This is a genomic window from Streptomyces sp. NBC_01477 (assembly GCF_036227245.1).
GTDB lineage: Bacteria > Actinomycetota > Actinomycetes > Streptomycetales > Streptomycetaceae > Actinacidiphila.
Map to the genome: position 1 here is coordinate 8,139,895 of NZ_CP109445.1, position 19,949 is coordinate 8,159,843.

Below are 19,949 nucleotides of genomic sequence, written 5' to 3' on the forward strand. Positions count from 1 at the left end.
GTCCGGCGGCGTACGGCCGCCACCCGCCCCGGCACCGGCAGCTACCGGCCGTACGCCGCCGGCGCGTACGCCGCAGCGAAGGCCGCCGCGTCCCACGTACCGCCCAGCTGCGGCGCCAGCCAGTCCGGCGCCGCGGACCGGAAGGCCGCGGGGGACAGGCCCGCCACGGCCTGCGGCAGCGCCCCGAGCAGCGGCGCGCCCGCGACCTCCGGGAGGTCGGTGATGTTGCAGCACTCGGCCAGATCGGGGTCGCCGCGCCAGCTGCCGAAGATCACCCCGGCGCAGCTGATCTTCCGGCTGCTCAGCGCCTCCGCGGTCAGCGCCGTCGCATTGAGCGTGCCGAGCCCGGGCGGCGCCACCAGCAGCACCCTGGCCCGCAGCATCCCGGCGGCGTCCGCCAGCGTCGAACCCTGCGCGTCGTAGCGGACCAGCAGCCCGCCCGCGCCCTCGACCAGCACCACGTCGTGGACCGCGGCGAGCTTGGCCGCGGCCTCGGCGATCTCCTCGGGGCCGATGGTGGGCAGCCCGGACCGGGCGGCGGCGGTGGCCGGCGCCAGCGGCTCGGGGTAGCGGGCCAGCTCCACCGCCGTCACCGCGCCGGCCAGCCGGGCCACCTCCGCCGCGTCACCCGGCTCGCCCTCGGCGACCCCGGTCTGCGCGGGTTTGAGCACGGCCACGCTCAGCCCCTGGGCCAGGGACGCGGCGGCCACCGCGGCAGTCGCCATCGTCTTGCCGACCTCGGTGCCCGTACCGGTGATGACCACGATGGCCATGGGTGTCGCTCCGTTCCTCGTCGTCGTGCCTGCCCGCCGCCCGGGTCCCGGGCGCCCCGGGGACCCTGCCCAAACCCGCCGCGCTCACGCTGCCAGGGCGGCGTCCCTGACGCCCGCGCAGATCCGCGCCACGTCCTCGTCCACGGTCACGTACGGCGGCATCGTGTAGACCAGGTCGCGGAAGGGCCGCAGCCACACCCCGGCCCGCACCGCGGCCCTGGTCGCCGCCGCCATGTCCACCGGGTGGTCCAGCTGCACCACCCCGATCGCGCCCAGCACCCGCACATCGCGGACCCCGGGCAGCGCAGCGACCTCCGCCAGGCCGTCGCGCAGCCCGGCCTCGATCCGCTTGACCTGCACCGCCCAGTCCTGGCCGAGCAGGACGTCGAGCGAGGCGTTCGCGACGGCCGCGGCCAGCGGGTTGCCCATGAAGGTCGGCCCGTGCGCGAGCACCGGCACCTCGCCCCGCGAGATCCCCTCCGCGACCCTGCCGGTGCACAGCGCCGCCGCCATCGTCAGATAGCCGCCGGTCAGCGCCTTGCCGACGCACATCACATCGGGGCTGACCCCGGCGTGCCCGGCCGCGAACAGCTCACCCGTACGCCCGAAGCCGGTGGCGATCTCGTCGAAGACCAGCAGCACGCCGTGCTCGTCGCACGCCTCCCGCAGCACCCGCAGATACCCGGGGGAGTGGAAGCTCATACCGCCCGCGCCCTGCACCACCGGTTCGACGATCACCGCGGCCAGCTCCGCGGCATGGCGGCCGATCAGCTCGCGCAGATGCGCCGCGTACCGCGGATCGGGTTCGGCGTCGAAACCGGGCGGCGGCGCGTCCGCGAAGACCTGCTCGGGCAGCACCCCCGACCACAGTTCGTGCATACCGCCGTCCGGGTCGCACACCGACATCGGCTGCCAGGTGTCGCCGTGGTAGCCGCCGCGCCAGGTCAGCAGCCGCCGCTTGGCCGGCCGGCCCAGCGAACGCCAGAACTGCAGGCACATCTTCACCGCGACCTCGACCGACACCGAACCGGAGTCGGCGAGGAAGACATGCCGCAGCGGCTCCGGGGTGATCTCCACCAGCCGCGCGGCCAGGCGTACGGCGGGCTCGTGCGTCAGGCCGCCGAACATCACATGGCTCATCCGGCCCAGCTGGTCGTGCGCCGCCGCGTCCAGCACCGGGTGCCGGTAGCCGTGGATCGCCGACCACCACGACGACATGCCGTCGACCAGTTCGCTACGCCCCTCGGCCGGCGCCGTCAGCCGCAGCCGCACCCCCGACGCCGACTCGACCACCAGCGGCTCCTGGCGGCCGGGCATCGGGCCGTAGGGGTGCCAGACGTGCTGCCGGTCGAGGCCGAGCAGCACCTCGGGCGGCAGCGGCCCGGCCGCCGGGTACACCTCAGGCATTGGGCGGCAGATCCGTCCCCGCGCCGCGGCGGCGCACGGCGACCAGGTCCGTCCGCGCGGCCGGCACGGCCGTGGCCGCCGCCTCGCCGTGGGCGCCGCCGCAACCGCCGTCGTGGCCCTCGCCGCAGCCGCCCCCGCAGCCGCCCTCGTGCGTACCGCACACCCCGCCCGTCCGGTGCGACGGCAGCGTCACGGTGTCCGCGCCCTCCACCTCGAAGCCCGCGTCCGCGATCATGTCGAGGTCGGTCTGACCCGCCTGGCCCTCACTGGTCAGGTAGTCGCCCAGGAAGATCGAGTTCACCAGATGCAGCGCCAGCGGCTGCATCGTCCGCAGATGCACCTCGCGCCCGCCCGCGAGCCGCACCTCCACGTCCGGGCAGACGAACCTGACCATCGCCAGGATCCGCAGGCAGCGCTGCGGGGTGAGATTCCACTCCTTGGCCAGCGGGGTGCCCTCGAAGGGGATCAGGAAATTCACCGGCACCGAGTCCGGGTCCAGTTCACGCAGCCCGAAGACCACGTCCACCAGGTCCGCGTCGCTCTCGCCCATGCCCGCGATCAGCCCGGAGCACGCGGAAAGACCGGCCGCCTGCGCCCGCTGCACCGTGTCCACCCGGTCGGCGTAGGTGTGGGTGGTGGTGATCGACCCGTACGTGCCCTCGGAGGTGTTGAGGTTGTGGTTGTACGCGTCCGCGCCCGCCTCCCGCAGCCGGTCGGCCTGGCCGCCGGACAGCAGGCCCAGGCAGGCGCACACCTCGACGCCCTCGTTCTGCTCCTTGATCGCCGCGATGGTCTGCGAGACCCGGTCCACGTCCCGGTCGGTCGGGCCGCGCCCGCTCGCCACCAGGCAGACCCGCTTCGCGCCGCCCGCCACCCCGGCGCCCGCCGCGGCGGCGGCCTCGTCGGGCTTGAGCCAGGTGTACTTCAGCACGTCCGCCTGCGACCCGAGCCGCTGCGAACAGTACGAGCAGTCCTCGGGGCACAGCCCGGACTTGAGGTTGACCAGGTAGTTCAGCTTCACCCTGCGGCCGAACCACTGGCGGCGCACCCGCCCCGCCGCGGCCACCACATCCAGCAGGTCATCGTCGGAGGTCGCCAGGACGGCCAGCGCCTCGTCCCGGCTGGGCAGCTCGCGTCGCAGCCCCTTGTCCACCAGTGTGGTCAGCAGATCCATGAAGGGATCCTCGCGTACCGGACCGCCCGCGGCCAATGACGGACCGCACAACAGCGGTGGCCCGGGGTGTGTGCATCACCACACCCTGTGCGTGATCGCAGGCCAGTACGTTGCAGGTGGGCGCCGTCCGTCAGCCGGCCGCCGTGCCCGACCGCTTACCGCGCCGAACCCCCGGGGACCGCAGTGAACAGCACACCGCCCGCCGCGCCGCACAGCCCCTTCGACTGGATCGGGGAGCAGGCCGCCGCCCGCGCCGCCGCCGGGCTGCGCCGCGAACTGCGGCCCAGGCCCGCCGACTCGGCGCTGCTCGACCTCGCGGGCAACGACTACCTCGGCCTGAGCCGGCACCCCGAGGTGACCCGGGCCGGCGCCGACGCGTGCCTGCGCTGGGGCGCCGGCGCCACCGGCTCCCGGCTGGTCACCGGCAGCACCGCGCTGCACGCCGAACTCGAAGCGGAGATCGCCGACTTCACCGGCTTCGAGGCCGCGCTGGTGATGGCCTCCGGCTACGCCGCCAACCTCGCCGCGGTCACCGCGCTCACCGGCCCCGGCTCCCTGCTGGTCTCCGACGCCGCCAACCACGCCTCGCTGATCGACGGCTGCCGGCTGTCCAGGGCCCGCACCGAGGTCGTCCCGCACGCCGACACCGACGCCGTACGCAAGGCGCTCGCCGGGCACACCGGGCCGGCCCTCTTCGTCAGTGACTCGGTCTTCTCGGTGGACGGCGACGCCGCGCCGCTGGCCGGACTCGCCGCCGCCGCACGCGACCACGGCGCCGCCCTGCTGGTGGACGACGCCCACGGCCTCGGTGTGCTCGGCGACGGGGGGCGCGGCGCCCCGCACGCGGCTGGGCTGGCCGGAGCGCCCGACGTGGTGTGCACCGCGACCCTGTCGAAGGCGCTGGGCGCACAGGGCGGCGTCGTGCTCGGCCCGGCCGCCGTCATCGACCACCTGGTCAACGCGGCCCGCACCTTCATCTTCGACACCGGCCTCGCCCCGGCCGCCGCGGGCGCCGCCCTCGGCGCACTGCGGCTGCTGCGCCGCGAGCCCGACCGTGCGGGCCGCGCCCTCGCCGCGGCCCGCACCTTCCACCGGCTGCTCACCGCGGCCGGCCTGGACGCGACCGCGCCGGACGCCTGCGTCGTGTCGGTGCGCGCGCCCTCGCCCGCGGCGGCCGTCACCTGGGCCGCAGCGGTGCGCTCGGCCGGTCTGTCCGTCGGCTGCTTCCGCCCGCCGTCCGTCCCCGACGGCATCTCCCGGCTCCGCATCACGGCCAACGCCGCGCTGACCGACGCCCGGATCGCGGCGGCGGTCGCGACGATCGTCGCGACCGCGCCCGAGCAATCCCCCGTTGCGAGCGCTCCGAGAGGTGCGCGCTGAGAGGAGCCCTAAGAGGAGCGCAGGGCGCCTTCGTTCACGGCCTGGACGAAGGAACCCCACGCGCCCGGCGGGAACAGCAGGGCCGGCCCCGCGACGTCCTTGGAGTCGCGTACCGCGACATGCCCCGACGTCAACGTCGCCGTTTCGACACAGTTGTTCGCCGCCGTGCTGTGGCTGCTGCGTCGCCAGGCGACGCCGGCGAGCGTCGTACTGGAGGAAATGTGCCGGAGCGGCGAGGGGGACAGCGCGGTCATAGTGGTGCCTCCTTCGTGGGCCGCGGCATCCGCAGGAACTCGGTACCGATTCCGGCGATCATCGCAACCGATTCCGCACAGGGAAGCGCACGATCACGCAATCGGGCGAACGCGGCGGCGTAAGCGGTGATGTCCTCTTTCCGATCGACACAGAGACTACTCGTCAGATGGTCAAGAACAACCACATCCAGATCAGCAATGCGCGGAAAGGAGAAGATGACGAAAGAACCGGTCACCCCTATGTGCCCGCCCGCGGCAAATGGCAGCACATGCAGGGAGACCTGCGGCAGCTCCGCCGCCTCCACCAGGCTCCGCAGCTGACCGGCCATCACCTCGGGGCCGCCGACGCAGCGCCGCAGCACCGCCTCGTCGAGCACCGCGGTCAGCTCCAGCGGCGGATCCTGGCGCAGCACCGCCTGCCGGGCGATCCGCACGTCCACCAGCGCGTCCACCTCGCGCGGCCCGAGCTGCGGCATGACGTCCCTGGTCAACGCGTGTGCGTAGGCGGGGGTCTGCAACAGGCCGGGGACCACGCTGGTCTCCATCGACCGGGCCCGGCTCGCCCCGGTCTCCAGGCTGATGAAGTCCCGGTATTCCACCGGCAGGACCTCGCGGAAGTCGTGCCACCAGCCGCGCTGGTAGCCGTATCCGGCCAGGGTGCACAGCAGGTCGCGGACGTCCCGGTCGCGTACCGCGTAGATGTCGAGCAGCAGGTTCACATCCTCGGCGCGCACGCTGCTGTGGCCGGTTTCGATCCGGCTGACTTTCGACTGGTGCCAGCCGGCCTGGTCGGCGGCCTCGCCGCTGGTGAGTCCTGACAGATCCCGCAACCGGCGAAGCTCCGCACCGAGTCTGCGCCGGCGTACCGCGGGCACTCTTTCCATATTTTTCGCCCCTCCTCGGTATGCGGCATGCTGCGCTGCACGCCGCCCCAATCACCCGATACGACAGTCTGCCGACCAAATGCACTCTCACGTAGCAGAGTTCACCGTTTTGAGCGACAGATATATGCAGACACCCGTGGAACGCCGGTTATGGCGGCACGATGGGTGTCATTCTGGCGCGAACCCGACGTATGTGGGGCGGTCCAATTCCCGGGCGCCCCGCTCCGGCGCAGTTACGCACCGGAGCCAGGTCACGGCGGGAAAGGGAAGCATCGCCATGGCAGATCTTCAGGAAGCATCCATCACCCTGCCGAGCGAACCGGCGTCGGTGACGGTAGCCAGGCGCCATGTGTGCGGTGTGCTCGCCGAGTGGGGGCTGCCCGCGGGGGCGCCCGCGGTCGACGTCGTACGCCTGATCGTGTCGGAGCTGACCACCAACGCGGTGCTGCACACCTCGGGGCTGTCGCCGGCCTTCACCGTCGACGTACGCCTCGAACGCTCGGAGCGGTTGTCCATCGGCGTCACCGACAGCCATCCGCGCTGGCCCCGGCAGGCGGCGGCGGCCACCCAGCAGGACAACGGCCGCGGGATGGTGATTGTGCGTCACCTCGCCGCCGAGTCCGGCGGCAGCCTCCGGATCACCCCGACCGGCGACGGCGGCAAGACCGTGTGGATCACGCTCCCCTGGGCGGTTCCGGTCGGCTGACCAGCCGGTCGCCGGTCCGCCGGGGTAAACGAGAAGTCTTCACAAAATCCTCACGTTTCGAACACCGCCCAGGTCGGCGGGCGTTCGGGCCGCGGTGCCCGGCGATGCGGCCGTTTACGTCACTTCACGAACTGTTGACACACCCGTAGTAGGGGCGGAACATTCCGAGCCCGGGAGAGCGCTCTCCCGACCCTGGATCGCCGGAGTCGCGCATCCCGGCGAGTGGGCTCTCATGCCCCCACACAACCCCCACTGCGCACAAGGAGGTTTCCATGGCACGGAGGCCGAGAAAGATCCCCGGGCTGCTCGTCGCCCTCGCGCTGGTCACAGCGGGTGGCGGCGCACTGCTGACGGCGAACGCGGCGGCGAGCACGCCGACCGCGTCGTCGTCCGGTCCGTCGTCAGCGGTACACGGTTCGTCCGTCAACGCGATGGCGGAGATGCCGGGTATGGCGGTGTCGAACCAGACGTCGGGCGACGACCCGGACGGCGACGGCTACATCATGGCCAACCCGCCGGTGACCGGCGTGACGCCCTCGACGTACGACCCGCCGCACGCGTACTTCCACGAATTCCAGGCCAAGTGCTCACCGGACCACACGGCCCCGGACGACCCGATCGTCTACCCGGGCCAGCCCGGCAAGTCCCACGACCACACCTTCATGGGCAACACCAGCACGAACGCCAACTCCACCACCGCCTCGCTGGAGGCGGCCGGCGGCACGGCGTGCCTGGCACCCGGCGACAAGTCGGCGTACTGGATGCCCTCGCTCTTCAAGGGCGACCAGAAGATCCTGCCGGTCGGGCCGCAGACGATCTACTACAAGTCCTCGGTCAACGACTACACCTCGGTGCGGCCCTTCCCCAAGGGGCTGCGGTTCGTGGTCGGCAGCCCGGTGCAGACCCAGGACGAGTTCAAGAACCTCAAGGGCACCGTCGAGGGCTGGGAGTGCGGTCAGAGCTACCACAACTGGAACTTCCCGGCGAGCTGCCCGACCACCCCTGACACGCAGCTGAACATCCGTCTCCAGGCGCCCAGTTGCTGGGACGGCATCCACCTGGACACCCCCGACCACAAGAGCCACATGGCCTACCCGATCGCGACGGGCGCGAACATCAACGCGTGCCCGGCCGACCACCCGGTCGCGCTGCCGATGATCGAGTTCAAGATGGCCTGGCCGGTCAACGGCGACATGTCGCAGATACGTCTGGCCAGCGGCGCGGGCTTCTCCTTCCACTACGACTTCTTCGCCGACTGGGACACCGCCACCCAGTCCGCCATGGTCACGCACTGCATCAACGGCGGCCTCCAGTGCGACCCCCACGGCTACGACCAGTCCCAGCCCGCCAAGGGCGCCGTGCTCGACAGCAACTACCAGCTCATCCACTGACCCGCCCGGAGCGCTCTCCCGGGCGGGCTCTCTCAAGCCCTCTGGGAGAGCGCTCTCCAAGGTCCTGACCTGTGCGTTCCCGCCGATCGGGCGGGCGGCGCACAGGTCAGCCGCGCTGAGCGGCCCCGTTCGCCGTCCTGTTCGCCGCCGCGGCGGCGGCCACGGCCTCCAGATCCGCCGGGTTCGCGGTGAATTCGGCGTCCCACAGTTCCGCAGGTCGGGTCCGGGCCGCCGGCGCGGCCGGGAGGGACGACGCTCAGGGCGCCTCCGCCCGCCGGTGGCCTCCGGCGTCCGCTGTCGGGCCGGGTGGCGGCCGGGGCGCGCCGCGCCCTGGTGCGGCTGCCCGCCGCTCACCCGGGGGCTTCCGCCGGCCCTGACGGCGGCACCGGCCCCGGGTGTTCGGGCGGCCGGTCGGCGGGGACCCGGGCGCCGGCGGGTGGGTCATACGCGGCCGTACCACACGCTGCGGGTCCAGATGTGTTCCAGGCGGACCCGCGCGCCGGTCTTCGGGGCGTGCCAGATCCTGCCGCTGCCGGCGTAGATCCCGACGTGATAGACCGAGGAGCTGGACGAGCCGGTGTGGAAGAACACCAGGTCGCCCACGCGCCGGGCGGACGCCGAGATGTGGGTGGTGCTGCCGTACTGCGCCGCGGCGGTGCGCGGCAGCTTCTTGCCCGCCTGCTTGAACGAGTACAGCGTCAGGCCCGAGCAGTCGAAGCGGCTCGGGCCTGTGGCGCCCCACTGGTAGGGCGAGCCCTTCTTCGAGGCCGCCACGCCGAGCGCCTTCGCGGCCAGCGTGGCGGCTCCCGCCTGCTGTGCGGCGCCGGGCAGCAGCGTCGGTACGGCGACGGCCGCGGCGGTCAGAACGGACGCGGCTCCGATCCGGGACAGCCGCACGGACAGTCCGTTAGGCGCGGTCATGCGCAACCCTTCGTCGTCAGCCTGCGAAGGATGACCTGTCGGGTTCGAGCAGGCGAAGATGCCCGGCCGCATACAGCGGCTTCACCCCAAGGGGCCGCCCTCACGTGCTCAGGGCCGGTCCCGTCGTGCCTGGGTCCTCCGCTCCCGCCGTTGCGCTCGTGTCGACCTGGCATCCGCACGCCGGCAGGATTCGGCTTCCGCGCGGACCGCCCCGCCACGGCGGCGGGGGCTTGTCGTCACCACGGATCGTGACGCACACCGCACGCCGCCACCGGCCGGGAAACGCCCGATGTGAGTCTCCTCACAGTGCCGCCGTCCGGGTGGCGGCGCTGGGCCTTCCGGGTGAGAGCCGATTTTGCCGGGCCGTGTGACCTGCGCGCTTGCCGGCCGGTGGCAAACGGGCGCGCAACCGCACCACCTTTCCGCGCCGACTCGCCGATCCGCCAAAGGACTGAGCCGAGGTTCGGCCGAACCGGGGTCGGCCGCGCCGCTGAGTCACGGTCGCTGCCCACCGCCCGACCATCCGGCCCGCCTCCGAGCAACCCTCGGCCCGAGCCGGGTCCGCCCGGCCGGCTCAGTCCGCCGGCGGACCCGGCTCGGGCCGCACCGCGACGAGCGAGGACCGGCGCTCCCCGTCCAGGACCCGCAGCGCCCGCCCCAGCGTGGCGTGATGCAGGTCCGTCTCGCCGCGCATATGCATCACCGTCAGCGCTTCCCGCAGCGCCATCGCCCGGCCGACCAGCGCCTGGGCGGCCCGCAGCGCCGCGTAGGTGTCGGTGCTGCGCGACGGGTTGATCCGGCCGAGCAGGTCAACGACCTCCAGATAGCTGTCGATCAGTTCGCCCTCGGATCGGGTCAGCGCCGGCAGCGGCGGCAGTTCCGGCACCACCGGGCCTCACCGCAGGCCGTAGGAGGGGCCGTTGGACTTGCGGCTGCTGGTCGTCCGGTCCACCAGGCCGTAGGCCACGGCGGATTCGGCGTCGAAGACCTTGTCCCGCTCGATGTCGGTACGGATCCGGTCGATGTCCTGGCCGGTGTGCCGCGCCAGCAGCGTCTCCAGCTGCTCGCGGACGCGCAGCAGTTCGTTGGCCTGGATCTCCAGGTCCGAGATGTCGCCCTGCACCACGTCGCCCAGCGACGGCTGGTGGACCAGGATCCGCGCCCCCGGGGTGATCATGCGCTTGCCCGGCGCGCCGGCCGCCAGCAGCACCGCGGCGGCCGACGCCGCCTGCCCGATGCAGACCGTGGCGACGTCGCAGGTGACGAACTGCATCGTGTCGTAGATCGCGGTCATCGCGGAGAAGGAACCGCCGGGCGAGTTGACGTACAGGTGGATGTCCTGGTCGGGGGAAGCGCTCTCCAGGTGGATGAGCTGGGCCATCACGTCATTGGCCGAGGTGTCGTCGATCTGGGTGCCCAGAAAGACGATCCGCTCCTGGAGCAGCTTGGAGTACGGGTCCATGGTGCGCACGCCGCTACTGCTGCGCTCGGTGAACTCCGGCAGCACGTAGCGGGCGGTGGGTCGGAACATGGCAAGCACCTCCTTGTTCAAAATGTACAGGACGTACATCTCGTTATGATGGGGAGCATGACCTACGACGTCCCGGTGACACAAGCGCGTGCGCAGCTCGCCGACCTCATCAACCGCGTGGTCTACGGCGGTGAGCAGGTGGTGCTGACCCGGCACGGCAAGCCGCTCGTCGCCCTGGTGTCTGCCGCTGACCTGCAACGACTGCGTGAACTCGACGAGCAGCCGGAGGAGCAGGTGATCAGTACGGTCTCCGCCGTCGGCTCCCGGCCGTCCGCCACGGGCGAACGCGGCAGGTTCGGCATCGCCGCCGAGCACCGCGGCCCCGCCGCGGGCGACCGACGCCCGTAACAGCCGTTAACGCGACCGAAACGCCGCCGAACTAATCTCGCGGACCTGGCCTGAGACTGTGAGGTGCGGCTGTGCGGTTGACCCCCCATGAGCAGGAACGCCTGCTCATCCATGTCGCGGCCGATGTGGCCGAGCGGCGGCGCGCCCGCGGGCTGCGGCTGAACCACCCCGAGGCCGTCGCGCTGATCACCGCCCACATCCTGGAGGGCGCCCGCGACGGACGCAGCGTCGCCGAACTCATGGAGTCCGGCCGCGGCGTCCTGACCCGCGACGACGTCATGGACGGCATCCCCGAGATGATCCACGACGTCCAGGTCGAGGCGACCTTTCCCGACGGCACCAAGCTCGTCACCGTCCATGAGCCGATCGTCTGAGGGGGCGGCATGATTCCCGGAGAAATCGTCCACGCCGACACACCGGTCGTACTCAACAGCGGCGCTGCGGTGACCCGGCTCGCGGTGCTCAACACCGCCGACCGCCCGGTGCAGGTCGGCTCCCACTACCACTTCGCCGAGGCCAACCCCGGGCTGAGCTTCGACCGCGCCGCCGCCCGCGGCCTGCGGCTGAACATCGCCGCGGGCACCGCCGTCCGCTTCGAGCCCGGCATCCCCGCCGAGGTCGAGCTGGTGCCGATCGCCGGCGCCCGGGTGGTCGCGGGCCTGCGCGCCGAGACCGCGGGAGCACTCGATGGCTGAGCTGAGCCGGCCGGTCTACGCCGACCTCTACGGCCCCACCACCGGCGACCGGATCCGGCTGGCCGACACCGACCTGCTGATCGAGGTCGAACGCGACCTCGCCGGCGGCCCGGGACTGGCCGGCGACGAAGCCGTCTTCGGCGGCGGCAAGGTCATCCGCGAGTCCATGGGCCAGAGCCGCGCCACCCGCGCCGAGGGCGCGCCCGACACGGTGATCACCGGGGCGGTGGTCCTCGACCACTGGGGTGTCGTCAAGGCCGACGTGGGCCTGCGCGACGGCCGGATCACCGCGCTGGGCAAGGCGGGCAACCCCGAAACCATGGACGGCGTCCACCCGGACCTGGTCATCGGCCCGGAGACCGAGATCATCGCGGGCAACGGGAAGATCCTCACCGCCGGCACCATCGACGCCCATGTGCACTTCATCTCGCCGACCCTGATGAACGAGGCCCTGGCGTCCGGCGTGACCACCGTGCTCGGCGGCGGCACGGGTCCCGCCGAGGGCACCAAGGCGACCACCGTGACCCCCGGCGACTGGCACCTGGCGCGGATGTTCGCGGCCCTTGAGGCGTACCCGGTCAACGTCGGGCTGCTCGGCAAGGGCAACACCGTCAACCCGGCGTCGATGCACGCCCAGCTGCGGGCCGGGGCGCTCGGCTTCAAGATCCACGAGGACTGGGGCGCGACCCCCGCCGCGATCGACGCGTGCCTGGGGGTGTGCGAGCAGACCGGGGCGCAACTCGCCCTGCACACCGACACCTTGAACGAGGCCGGATTCGTCGAGGACACCCTCGCCGCCATCGCGGGCCGCGGTGTGCACGCCTATCACACCGAAGGCGCGGGCGGCGGGCACGCGCCCGACATCATCAGCGTCGTCTCGCACCCCAACGTGCTGCCGTCGTCCACCAACCCGACCCGGCCGCACACCGTCAACACCGTCGAGGAGCACCTCGACATGCTGATGGTCTGCCACCACCTCAACCCGGCGGTGCCGGAGGACCTCGCCTTCGCCGAGTCCCGTATCCGCCCGTCCACCATCGCCGCGGAGGACGTCCTGCACGACCTCGGCGCGATCAGCATCATCAGCTCCGACTCGCAGGCCATGGGCCGGATCGGAGAGGTCGCGCTGCGCACCTGGCAGACCGCGCACGTGATGAAGCGCCGCCGCGGCGCGCTGCCCGGCGACGGCGCCGCCGACAACCACCGGGCGCGGCGCTACATCGCGAAATACACCATCAACCCGGCGGTCGCCCAGGGCCTCGACCACGAGATCGGCTCGGTGGAAGCGGGCAAGCTCGCCGATCTCGTGCTGTGGGAACCGGCGTTCTTCGGCGTCAAGCCGCAACTGGTCATCAAGGCGGGGCAGATCGCCTACGCCCAGATGGGCGACGCCAACGCGTCCATCCCCACCCCGCAGCCCGTGCTGCCCCGGCCGATGTTCGGCGGTGTCGGCGCCGCACCCGCGGGCAATTCCGTCAACTTCGTCACCCGGGCGGCCCTCGACGACGGCCTGCCGGAACGCCTGGGCCTGGGCAAGCAGTTCACCGCCGCCGGCGACACCCGGCGGATCACCAAGGCCGACATGCGCGAGAACACGGCACTGCCGGAGGTCAGGGTCGACCCCGACACCTTCACGGTACGCATCGACGGCGAGGTCGTGGAGCCGGCGCCGGTCGCCGAACTGCCCATGGCCCAGCGGTACTTCCTCTTCTGAGGCCGACGATGACCGACGACGACGGCACCGCCCGGGACGCGGCCTCCGGCACCGGTGCGCTCGCCGCGCTGCTGCTGCTGTCCGACGGGCGCTTTCCGGCCGGCGGGCACGCGCACTCCGGCGGGGCCGAGGCGGCGGTCGCCGACGGGCGGGTCCGTGACGCGGCAGGCCTCGCGGACTTCTGCCGCGGGCGGCTGCACACCGCAGGACTGGTCGCCGCCGCACTGGCCGCGGCGGCGACCGCTGGACTCGACCCGCTCGCGCTCGACGACGCCGCGGACGCCCGGACGCCCTCGGCCGCCCTGCGCTCGGTCTCCCGGCGGCTCGGCCGCCAGCTCGTCCGGGCGGCCCGGGCCACCTGGCCGTCGGCCGAACTCGACCGGCTCGCCGCGGCCCGCCCGCGCGGCGCCCACCAGCCGGTCGTCCTCGGCCTGACCGCGCGGGCGGCAGGACTGCGCCCGCTGGACGCCGCCTACGCGGCCGCGTACGAATCCGCCGCCGGCCCCGCCACCGCGGCGGTCCGGCTGCTCAGCCTCGACCCCTTCCACGCCGCCGCGGTCCTGGCCCGGCTCGCCCCGCAGATCGACACCACCGCGCGCGCCGCCGCCGACGCCGCCGCCCGCGCCCGCACCCACGGCCTCACCGCCCTGCCCGCCGCCTCCGCCCCGCTGCTCGACATCAGCGCGGAGGACCACGCGGCCTGGCCGGTCCGGCTGTTCGCCTCATGACCAACGGAGCCCAGCATGCACCGTGACCACCCCGAGGTCTTCCCCGAGCGCTACGCGCACTCCTCCGCCGCCGTACGCCCCGACGGCCGCCGCCGGGCCCTGCGGATCGGACTCGGCGGCCCCGTCGGCTCCGGCAAGACCGCCACGGTCGCGGCACTGTGCCGGGTCCTGCGCGACCGGCTCGCCATCGGGGTGGTCACCAACGACATCTACACCCGCGAGGACGCCGAATTCCTGCTGCGCAGCGCCGTGCTGCCGCCCGAGCGGATCATCGGCGTCGAGACCGGTGCCTGCCCGCACACCGCGATCCGCGACGACATCTCGGCGAACCTGGAAGCCGTCGAGGACCTGGAGGAAGCCGTCGGGCCGCTCGATCTGGTGCTCGTCGAATCCGGCGGCGACAACCTCACCGCGACCTTCTCCAAAGGCCTGGTCGACGCGCAGATCTTCGTGATCGACGTGGCGGGCGGCGACGACATCCCCCGCAAGGGCGGCCCCGGGGTCACCACCGCCGACCTTCTGGTCGTCAACAAGACCGACCTCGCACCGTACGTCGGCGCCGACCTGGACCGGATGGCCCGCGACGCCGCCGCCCAACGCGGGCCGCTGCCCGTGGTGTTCACCTCCGTGACCCGCGGCGACGGGATCGCGCCGGTCGCCGCGTGGATCGGTGAGCGGCTGACGGCCTGGACCGCATGACCGTCACCGCCGCCGCCCGTATCCGGGCCGTGCGCGACGGCGCCCGCGGCACCGTACTGCCGCTGCTCGCAAGCGCCGGGCCGCTCGCCCTGCGCAGGACCCGCTCGCCCCGCGGCGGCTGGGCCCGCGTCACCGTGGTCGGCGCGATGAGCGCGCCGCTCGGCGGCGACCGGCTGCGTATCGAGGTCGAGGTGGCCGCGGGCGGCCGGCTCACCGTCGACTCGGCTGCCGCGACCGTCTCGCTGCCCGACCGCGAGGGCCGCCCGGCCTTCTACGACGTCCTGCTGACCGTCGGCGAGGACGCGGAACTGCACTGGCTGCCCGAGCCGGTGATCGCCGCGCGGGGCAGCGACCTGCGGATGACCACACGGGTGCGGCTCGCCGCCGGTGCGCGGCTGCTGCTGCGGGAGGAACTGGTCCTCGGCCGGCACGCCGAGGAGCCCGGGCGCCTCACGACCCGGCTCACCGTCGACCACGACGGGCGTACGCTGCTCGACCAGTCCCTCGCCGCCGGCTCCGGCGCCGCGCCCGGCTGGGACGGCCCCGCCGTCCTCGGCCCGCACCGCACGATCAGCCAGTTCCTCCTCGTCCCGCCGCCGGGCCCTGCCCCCGCCATCCCCCTCCCGGCGCTCACCTCGCTGACCCCGCTCGCGGGTCCCGGCCTCCTGCTCACCTCGGCGGCCCCCCGGGCGGCCTTCACCGAAGCGGTTGCCGCACTGACCTCCTGGAGCGACGGCACTTCGCCCGCGGACGGGTCAGTCGCGTACCTCGACGCGTATGAGGAGATCGCCCCGGCCGCCGGCGTGCAGACGGGTGACACCCAGCTCCGGCAGGCGCAGTGACTGGCCGTCGCGGATGCCCCGGGGGACGCGGACGGTTTTCGAGCCGTCCAGCGTCCGCAGGGGGAGGGTGCCGCCCGCCGTCGCCACCGCTCGCGGGATCCTCATGGTGCACACCAGGTCGTCGCCCTCGCGCCGGAAAACGGAGTGCGGACGCACCACGATCTCGACGTAGAGGTCGCCTGCCGGGCCGCCGACGGGGCCGGCCTCTCCTTCACCGGCGAGCTGGATCCTGGTCCCTTTGTCGATACCGCCGGGCACCTTCAGGGTGAGGGCGCGGTCGGCGGGCACACGGCCCTCGCCCTTGCACGCGGGGCAGGAGCGGCGCAGGACGGTGCCGTGGCTCTCGCACTTCGGACAGGGACGCCCGATGAGGACCGCTCCCGTGGACCTGCGCGGGGTCTCCAGCCGCAGGCCCCGGCCTCGGCAGTCGGAGCACTCCCTGGGCCGTGCCCCGTTCTCGCCACCGGTCCCCGAGCAGGCGGCGCACACGGCCGCGGTCCGGACCGCGATCTCCTTCGTGCAGCCGAACGCGGCTTCCGCCAGGTCGACTTCGAGGCGGATCAGGGCGTCCTGCCCCCGCCGGGTGCGCGGTCGGGGGTACGACTCATCGGCCTCCGCCGGGGCCCCTGCCACGGGCTCCGCCATGAACGGGGTCCGCCCGGTCGCCCCGGCGCCGGTCTCACCCCGGAAGGCCTCCCGCATCCGGTGGAGGAGGGAGGGCTCGGGACCGGGAGGGGCGACCTCGGAAACGGCCGCTCCCGCCTCAGGGCCGCCCGCGCCCGCGGTGGGCGGCGCCTCGGGCCGCGGCGGAACGAAGGCTTCGCGCGGGCCGGCGGCTTCCCGCGGGCCCGCGTCCTGCCCGCCCGCGGGCGCCCGCACCGCCCGCGCGATCGTGACCTGGTACTCCAGGTCCACCCAGATCCGGGGCCGCTGGCGCACCCCGGCGCGGTGCAGGGACTCGTAGACGTAGTCGTACAGCTCGGTGACGGTGATCCGGCCGTCCCCGTTCAGATCGGCGGCACCCGTGGCCAGGCCCTTGATCAGGGCGCCGGTGAAACGGGACGGCTCGGGCACCGCGGACTCGACGCGGCTGCCCTCCCACGCGTATTCGGTGCGGCTGGTCGCGGTGAGGACGGCCCGGCCGTGGCCGCCCAGCTCGTCGCGTACGTGGATCCGGTCGTCGCCCTTCGACCCGGGGATGAAGGCGCCGCTGTAACAGCAGTCGAGCAGGACGACGATGGTGCGCGCCCGGCACAGCTCCATGCGCCCGCGCAGGAAGGCGGCCGGGACCGCGGTGGAGGCGGGCAGGTCGCGGTCGGTGTCGCGGGCGGCGAAGTACAGATGGCCGTCGTCGTCCTTGATGCCGTGGCAGGAGATGTGCAGCAGGAGCAGGTCGTCCCGGCTGCGGTCGCGGAAGAACCGCTCCAGGGCGCGCGTCACCTCATGGGCGCGGGCGTCCGTCAGCTGCTCGGTGCGGAAGCCGCCGATGCCGGGTTCCGCCAGGACGCCCGCGAGGCCCGCGCTGTCCTGGCGGGGGGAGCGGAGCGAGCTGAGCGTGCTGTCGTCGTACTGTCCGGTCGCGATCAGGAGCGCGTCCCTGCGGCCCGGGCCGAAGGGGGAGTCGGTCATCCGGTCTACCCCTGGGGAGCGGGATCTTCCCCGGGTCCTCCGGGGGCCGGCTCGGCGTCGGGGGTCCCGCTCGCGCCGGGTGCGCGGCGGACGTCGTCCAGGAACGCGTCGACCAGGCGCTGCTGCTGCTCCGCCGAGGCGTGGCCGAGTTCGATGGTGCGGCCGTCGACGTCCACCGTGACCGAGCGCACGGGGCGGTTCTGCATCCAGGTCTCCACCAGACGCAGCACGGGCCGCAGCAGCACCGGCGCGAGGCTGACCGCGAGCGCGCCGACGGTGATGACCTCCCCGGACTTGGCGCCCTCGGGCGCCGTCTCACCGCTCCGGTCCAGCCGTACGTCGTCCACGTCGAGTTCGAGCAGCCGCCGCCGCAACTGCGCGGTGAGCGCGTCGAGTTCGGCCTGGTCCACATCGGCGTGACCGGACACGACCAGCCTCATACCGCTGCCTGCGGTCATCCCCGTCCCCCTGTACGTCAGCGGCTTCCAGTCTAGGGGCGAACTCCGCCCGCGTCCCGTACGGTCGGCGGCTCGTCCACGGACGGCCCGCCCGCGAGCGCCGCCGCGCAGGCCAGGGTGACCGCGCCCGCGGCGGCCCCGTGCACGAGCTCCACGCGGTGGACCAGGTGCGGCTCGGTGAGCGGCACGCCCGCGGGGCACGCGGCGGAGCGGGGGAGGACGGCGAGGCCGTGCCCGGCCCGGACCAGCTCGTGCAGCACCCTCGCGTCGCCGCCCGCGTAGGGCAGCCCGACGGGATAGGCCCCTGGCGCCGCGCCCCGCAGGTCGTCCAGCGGCACGGCCGCGCCCGGCAGCCGGGCCGAGCGGCTGCTCGGCAGCCGCGAGAGCGTCGAGCGCTTCCACTGCGCCTACGGCCCGGTCCCCGGGCTGCTGCCCCGACTGACCGCGTCAGGGCTGTGCTTCACCGGCCACGACAGCGAAGGGGCGCCCAGGATCGCCGAGTTGCCCGGCCACCCCTTCTACCTGGCCACTCTCTTCCAGCCCGAGCTGGCGGGCGACGGCACGGACCCGCATCCGTTCATCACCGCGTTCGCCGAAGCAGCCGTCACCCGTGCGGCGCAGGCCAACTTCCCGGCAAAATCACGCTTTGATGAAGAATCACCCGCCTGGCCTGTTCACAGCAGCCACACAGGGGAAAGGATTCGCACCTCATCACTGTGACAACCGTGGTCACAAACCACGGAACAGAGGGGGAGGTTCGACTTGAGACGCACGATAGTGCTCGTCTCCACCGGCGCCCTGATCGCGGGCGCCATCGCCGCGGCACCCGCCGCCACGGCCGGAGCCACCACCGCAGCACACCCGCGGACGGTGACCGTACCGGAGTCGGTCGGCGAGGCCATCGCCGCGGCCGGCGCCCGGCGCGCCGGCATCCAGTGGGCAGCGTGTCCCGACGGCTGGGGTCTGGCGGCCCCGGTCCAGTGCGGCTGGGTCACCGTTCCTGTCGACTACCGCAAGCCCTTCGGCGCCACCATCAAGCTCGCCGTGGACCGCGCGGCCAGCACCGGGACGGCGCAGGAGCGGCAGGGCGCGCTGGTCTACAACCCGGGCGGCCCCGGCGGCTCCGGGCTGCGCTTCCCGGTACGCAGCGCCAGCGCGGCCCCGCTGTGGACCAAGACGGCCAAGGCGTACGACTTCATCGGCTTCGACCCGCGGGGCGTCAACCACTCGGCGCCGATCTCCTGCGCCGACCCGACGGAATCCGTCACGGGTCCCAAGGCCGACCCGGTGCCGGACAGCGAGGCCGACAAGCGGGCGCAGCGCAAGCTGGCCGCCGAATACGCCCAGGGCTGCCTGGAGCGCACCGGCGCCGCGATGCTCTCCCAGATGACCACCGCCAACACCGCCCGCGACCTGGACGTCATCCGGGCCGCGCTGCGTGAGGACCGGCTCAACTACCTGGGTGTGTCCTACGGTACGTACCTCGGCTCGGTCTATGCCACGCTCTTCCCGACGCACGTGCGCCGGATGATCATCGACAGCGTGGTCGACCCGTCACGGGACCAGGTCTGGTACCAGAACAACCTCGACCAGGACGTGGCCTTCCAGGGCCGCTGGCAGGACTGGGAGGCGTGGGTCGCGAAGTACGACTCCGTCTACCACCTCGGCAGCACCGTGGCCCAGGTCCAGGCGAAGTGGGAAGCGCTGCGGGCGGCGACCAAGAGCCACCCGGTCGGCGGTGTCGTCGGCCCGGCGGAGCTGCTCAACTTCTTCACCAGCGCGCCCTACTACGACTCCAGCTGGGCCGCCGTCGCCAGTGTGTGGAGCCGGTACGCGGCCGGTGACACCCAGGCGCTGATCGACGCGGCGGCCTCCGACCTGTCGGACACCGCGGGCAACATCAGCGCGGAGAACAGCAACGCCGTCTACACCGCGGTGGAGTGCACCGACACCAAGTGGCCGACCAGCTGGCAGAAGTGGGACCGGGACAATACCGCGCTCAACGCGGAGTACCCGCTGCTGACCTGGTCCAACGCCTGGATGAACCTGCCCTGCGCCACCTGGCCCGTACGCCAGCAGACCCCGGTGGACGTCCGCTCGCACTACGGACTGCCCGGTGTGCTGATCGTGCAGAGCACCGATGACGCGGCGACGCCGTATCCGGGCGCGCTGGAGACCCACCGCAGGCTGGCCGGATCGCGGCTGATCACCGAGCAGGGCGCGGGCTCGCACGGCGTCACCAACCTGGTGAACCCGTGCATCAACTCCCGCGTCGACGACTACCTGCTGCACGGCACTCTCGACCGGCACGACGTGGTGTGCGGACCGCACGCCACCCCCGTGCCGTAACCGCGCCGCCCCGCACGGCCGCCGCCCGCACCCCAGGCCAGGGGTGCGGGCGGCGGCCCTGCCATG

General features: G+C 73.1%; 23 protein-coding genes and 1 riboswitch. Of the genes, 12 read left to right on the forward strand and 11 right to left on the reverse strand.

What is annotated here, in order from left to right:
• Positions 1 to 41 precede the first annotated feature (41 nt).
• The 3 genes from bioD to bioB form a co-directional block, all read right to left on the reverse strand.
• On the reverse strand, positions 42 to 773 hold the full coding sequence (bioD, locus tag OHA86_RS34745) for a dethiobiotin synthase (protein WP_329181792.1): 732 nt from the start codon (positions 771 to 773) through the stop codon (positions 42 to 44).
• Positions 774 to 857: 84 nt separating this feature from the next.
• Complete coding sequence (locus OHA86_RS34750; RefSeq protein WP_329181793.1) at positions 858 to 2,180, reverse strand: adenosylmethionine--8-amino-7-oxononanoate transaminase; 1,323 nt, start codon at positions 2,178 to 2,180, stop codon at positions 858 to 860.
• Complete coding sequence (bioB, locus tag OHA86_RS34755; protein WP_329181795.1) at positions 2,173 to 3,354, reverse strand: biotin synthase BioB; 1,182 nt, start codon at positions 3,352 to 3,354, stop codon at positions 2,173 to 2,175. Before bioB ends, OHA86_RS34750 begins: the two co-directional genes overlap by 8 nt.
• Positions 3,355 to 3,537: 183 nt before the next feature.
• Here bioB and OHA86_RS34760 point away from each other — a divergent pair, with 183 nt between their 5' ends.
• A complete protein-coding gene (locus OHA86_RS34760) occupies positions 3,538 to 4,734 on the forward strand; it encodes an 8-amino-7-oxononanoate synthase (protein WP_329181797.1) in 1,197 nt (398 codons plus the stop codon).
• Between the two features lie 8 nt (positions 4,735 to 4,742).
• On the opposite strand, the gene OHA86_RS34765 is transcribed toward OHA86_RS34760, so the two are convergent.
• Positions 4,743 to 4,988 carry a DUF397 domain-containing protein gene (locus OHA86_RS34765; protein ID WP_329181799.1) on the reverse strand — a complete coding sequence of 82 codons (246 nt, stop codon included), beginning with the start codon at positions 4,986 to 4,988 and terminating at the stop codon, positions 4,743 to 4,745.
• Positions 4,985 to 5,872 (reverse strand): helix-turn-helix domain-containing protein, encoded by an 888-nt coding sequence (locus OHA86_RS34770; protein WP_329181801.1) that lies wholly within the window; start codon positions 5,870 to 5,872, stop codon positions 4,985 to 4,987. Before OHA86_RS34770 ends, OHA86_RS34765 begins: the two co-directional genes overlap by 4 nt.
• Positions 5,873 to 6,149: 277 nt before the next feature.
• Here OHA86_RS34770 and OHA86_RS34775 point away from each other — a divergent pair, with 277 nt between their 5' ends.
• Positions 6,150 to 6,578 carry an ATP-binding protein gene (locus tag OHA86_RS34775; protein ID WP_329181802.1) on the forward strand — a complete coding sequence of 143 codons (429 nt, stop codon included), beginning with the start codon at positions 6,150 to 6,152 and terminating at the stop codon, positions 6,576 to 6,578.
• 272 nt (positions 6,579 to 6,850) lie between these two features.
• Positions 6,851 to 7,969 carry a DUF1996 domain-containing protein gene (locus tag OHA86_RS34780; protein WP_329181803.1) on the forward strand — a complete coding sequence of 373 codons (1,119 nt, stop codon included), beginning with the start codon at positions 6,851 to 6,853 and terminating at the stop codon, positions 7,967 to 7,969.
• 441 nt (positions 7,970 to 8,410) lie between these two features.
• Here the strand turns inward: OHA86_RS34780 and OHA86_RS34785 are convergent, their stop codons facing one another.
• From OHA86_RS34785 to OHA86_RS34795, 3 genes are all read right to left on the reverse strand, one after another.
• Positions 8,411 to 8,890, reverse strand: a complete 480-nt coding sequence (locus OHA86_RS34785; protein WP_329181804.1) for a C40 family peptidase — start codon at positions 8,888 to 8,890, stop codon at positions 8,411 to 8,413.
• A 3-nt stretch (positions 8,891 to 8,893) separates the two neighbouring features.
• Positions 8,894 to 9,057: riboswitch (cyclic di-AMP (ydaO/yuaA leader) on the reverse strand.
• A gap of 407 nt (positions 9,058 to 9,464) precedes the next feature.
• A complete protein-coding gene (locus tag OHA86_RS34790; RefSeq protein WP_329181805.1) occupies positions 9,465 to 9,779 on the reverse strand; it encodes a hypothetical protein in 315 nt (104 codons plus the stop codon).
• Between the two features lie 6 nt (positions 9,780 to 9,785).
• A complete protein-coding gene (locus OHA86_RS34795) occupies positions 9,786 to 10,421 on the reverse strand; it encodes an ATP-dependent Clp protease proteolytic subunit (protein ID WP_329181807.1) in 636 nt (211 codons plus the stop codon).
• 57 nt (positions 10,422 to 10,478) lie between these two features.
• On the opposite strand from OHA86_RS34795, the gene OHA86_RS34800 reads away from it, so the two are divergent.
• The 7 genes from OHA86_RS34800 to OHA86_RS34830 all read left to right on the forward strand — a co-directional run bounded on the left by OHA86_RS34800 (position 10,479) and on the right by OHA86_RS34830 (position 15,447).
• Entirely contained in the window at positions 10,479 to 10,769 is a 291-nt protein-coding gene (locus OHA86_RS34800; protein WP_329181808.1) for a type II toxin-antitoxin system Phd/YefM family antitoxin, read from the forward strand.
• A gap of 71 nt (positions 10,770 to 10,840) precedes the next feature.
• Positions 10,841 to 11,143 carry an urease subunit gamma gene (locus OHA86_RS34805; protein ID WP_205048130.1) on the forward strand — a complete coding sequence of 101 codons (303 nt, stop codon included), beginning with the start codon at positions 10,841 to 10,843 and terminating at the stop codon, positions 11,141 to 11,143.
• Positions 11,144 to 11,152: 9 nt separating this feature from the next.
• Positions 11,153 to 11,464: an urease subunit beta gene (locus OHA86_RS34810; protein WP_329181812.1), complete on the forward strand. Its 312-nt coding sequence runs from the start codon at positions 11,153 to 11,155 to the stop codon at positions 11,462 to 11,464.
• On the forward strand, positions 11,457 to 13,178 hold the full coding sequence (locus OHA86_RS34815) for an urease subunit alpha (protein ID WP_329181813.1): 1,722 nt from the start codon (positions 11,457 to 11,459) through the stop codon (positions 13,176 to 13,178). Before OHA86_RS34810 ends, OHA86_RS34815 begins: the two co-directional genes overlap by 8 nt.
• An 8-nt stretch (positions 13,179 to 13,186) precedes the next feature.
• Complete coding sequence (locus tag OHA86_RS34820) at positions 13,187 to 13,906, forward strand: urease accessory protein UreF (protein WP_329181816.1); 720 nt, start codon at positions 13,187 to 13,189, stop codon at positions 13,904 to 13,906.
• Positions 13,907 to 13,921: 15 nt separating this feature from the next.
• Positions 13,922 to 14,605, forward strand: coding sequence for an urease accessory protein UreG (gene ureG / locus OHA86_RS34825; protein ID WP_329181818.1), 684 nt, complete (start codon positions 13,922 to 13,924; stop codon positions 14,603 to 14,605).
• Positions 14,602 to 15,447 (forward strand): urease accessory protein UreD, encoded by an 846-nt coding sequence (locus OHA86_RS34830; protein WP_329181820.1) that lies wholly within the window; start codon positions 14,602 to 14,604, stop codon positions 15,445 to 15,447. The genes ureG and OHA86_RS34830 overlap by 4 nt, the downstream gene beginning before the upstream one ends.
• Here the strand turns inward: OHA86_RS34830 and OHA86_RS34835 are convergent.
• The 3 genes from OHA86_RS34835 to OHA86_RS34845 are packed head-to-tail and all read right to left on the reverse strand — an operon-like array spanning position 15,361 to position 17,872.
• A complete protein-coding gene (locus tag OHA86_RS34835; protein WP_329181822.1) occupies positions 15,361 to 17,076 on the reverse strand; it encodes a caspase, EACC1-associated type in 1,716 nt (571 codons plus the stop codon). The two genes, OHA86_RS34830 and OHA86_RS34835, sit on opposite strands and share 87 nt — an antisense overlap.
• Before the next feature lie 5 nt (positions 17,077 to 17,081).
• Positions 17,082 to 17,534 carry a hypothetical protein gene (locus tag OHA86_RS34840; RefSeq protein WP_329181824.1) on the reverse strand — a complete coding sequence of 151 codons (453 nt, stop codon included), beginning with the start codon at positions 17,532 to 17,534 and terminating at the stop codon, positions 17,082 to 17,084.
• Between the two features lie 32 nt (positions 17,535 to 17,566).
• Positions 17,567 to 17,872, reverse strand: coding sequence for a hypothetical protein (locus OHA86_RS34845; RefSeq protein WP_329181825.1), 306 nt, complete (start codon positions 17,870 to 17,872; stop codon positions 17,567 to 17,569).
• A gap of 163 nt (positions 17,873 to 18,035) precedes the next feature.
• Here OHA86_RS34845 and OHA86_RS34850 point away from each other — a divergent pair, with 163 nt between their 5' ends.
• Together OHA86_RS34850 and OHA86_RS34855 are read left to right on the forward strand one after the other, a co-directional pair.
• A complete protein-coding gene (locus tag OHA86_RS34850; RefSeq protein WP_329181826.1) occupies positions 18,036 to 18,254 on the forward strand; it encodes a hypothetical protein in 219 nt (72 codons plus the stop codon).
• A gap of 42 nt (positions 18,255 to 18,296) precedes the next feature.
• A complete protein-coding gene (locus tag OHA86_RS34855) occupies positions 18,297 to 19,883 on the forward strand; it encodes an alpha/beta hydrolase (RefSeq protein ID WP_329181828.1) in 1,587 nt (528 codons plus the stop codon).
• Positions 19,884 to 19,949: the final 66 nt, after the last annotated feature.

What these genes read in the sequence shown, in the direction of transcription:
- bioD (WP_329181792.1), bottom strand. Translation starts at nt 773, where the DNA reads ATGGCCATCGTGGTCATCACCGGTACGGGCACCGAGGTCGGCAAGACG.
- OHA86_RS34750 (WP_329181793.1), bottom strand. Translation starts at nt 2,180, where the DNA reads ATGCCTGAGGTGTACCCGGCGGCCGGGCCGCTGCCGCCCGAGGTGCTG.
- bioB (WP_329181795.1), bottom strand. Translation starts at nt 3,354, where the DNA reads ATGGATCTGCTGACCACACTGGTGGACAAGGGGCTGCGACGCGAGCTG.
- OHA86_RS34765 (WP_329181799.1), bottom strand. Translation starts at nt 4,988, where the DNA reads ATGACCGCGCTGTCCCCCTCGCCGCTCCGGCACATTTCCTCCAGTACG.
- OHA86_RS34770 (WP_329181801.1), bottom strand. Translation starts at nt 5,872, where the DNA reads ATGGAAAGAGTGCCCGCGGTACGCCGGCGCAGACTCGGTGCGGAGCTT.
- OHA86_RS34775 (WP_329181802.1), top strand. Translation starts at nt 6,150, where the DNA reads ATGGCAGATCTTCAGGAAGCATCCATCACCCTGCCGAGCGAACCGGCG.
- OHA86_RS34780 (WP_329181803.1), top strand. Translation starts at nt 6,851, where the DNA reads ATGGCACGGAGGCCGAGAAAGATCCCCGGGCTGCTCGTCGCCCTCGCG.
- OHA86_RS34785 (WP_329181804.1), bottom strand. Translation starts at nt 8,890, where the DNA reads ATGACCGCGCCTAACGGACTGTCCGTGCGGCTGTCCCGGATCGGAGCC.
- OHA86_RS34795 (WP_329181807.1), bottom strand. Translation starts at nt 10,421, where the DNA reads ATGTTCCGACCCACCGCCCGCTACGTGCTGCCGGAGTTCACCGAGCGC.
- OHA86_RS34800 (WP_329181808.1), top strand. Translation starts at nt 10,479, where the DNA reads ATGACCTACGACGTCCCGGTGACACAAGCGCGTGCGCAGCTCGCCGAC.
- OHA86_RS34810 (WP_329181812.1), top strand. Translation starts at nt 11,153, where the DNA reads ATGATTCCCGGAGAAATCGTCCACGCCGACACACCGGTCGTACTCAAC.
- OHA86_RS34815 (WP_329181813.1), top strand. Translation starts at nt 11,457, where the DNA reads ATGGCTGAGCTGAGCCGGCCGGTCTACGCCGACCTCTACGGCCCCACC.
- OHA86_RS34820 (WP_329181816.1), top strand. Translation starts at nt 13,187, where the DNA reads ATGACCGACGACGACGGCACCGCCCGGGACGCGGCCTCCGGCACCGGT.
- ureG (WP_329181818.1), top strand. Translation starts at nt 13,922, where the DNA reads ATGCACCGTGACCACCCCGAGGTCTTCCCCGAGCGCTACGCGCACTCC.
- OHA86_RS34830 (WP_329181820.1), top strand. Translation starts at nt 14,602, where the DNA reads ATGACCGTCACCGCCGCCGCCCGTATCCGGGCCGTGCGCGACGGCGCC.
- OHA86_RS34835 (WP_329181822.1), bottom strand. Translation starts at nt 17,076, where the DNA reads ATGACCGACTCCCCCTTCGGCCCGGGCCGCAGGGACGCGCTCCTGATC.
- OHA86_RS34840 (WP_329181824.1), bottom strand. Translation starts at nt 17,534, where the DNA reads ATGACCGCAGGCAGCGGTATGAGGCTGGTCGTGTCCGGTCACGCCGAT.